The sequence below is a fragment of the Undibacterium sp. Ji42W genome, from assembly GCF_049340405.1.
In the GTDB taxonomy this organism is placed as follows: domain Bacteria; phylum Pseudomonadota; class Gammaproteobacteria; order Burkholderiales; family Burkholderiaceae_D; genus Undibacterium.
Genome location: NZ_JBMPOV010000092.1, coordinates 1 through 240 on the forward strand (window position 1 = coordinate 1; position 240 = coordinate 240).

Annotated in this window: 1 protein-coding gene; it reads left to right on the forward strand. The window is 47.1% G+C overall.

Features of this window, described 5'->3' with window-relative positions; all coding sequences use genetic code 11:
* Positions 1-113 precede the first annotated feature (113 nt).
* Positions 114-240 (forward strand): ExbD/TolR family protein (locus ACO0LG_RS29695; RefSeq protein ID WP_423032241.1); only part of this gene is annotated, 127 nt, incomplete at its 3' end.

Sequence of the window (240 nt, forward strand, 5' to 3'; positions counted from 1 at the left end):
TCTGGGATGACTTGCAAGTAACTGCAAACAAGCTTTCTCCTGCCTTTCTCTGTGTCTCAGTGCCTCTGTGGTGAGGGGTCTTTGGTATTCAGTAATTTTAAAGAGAACACATTATGGCAATGGCAATTGGCAATGATGGAGATGGTGAAGACGAAGTCAACAGCACCATCAACACCACCCCGCTGGTCGATGTCATGCTGGTTTTGCTGATCATCTTCCTGATCACCACGCCGGTGATTA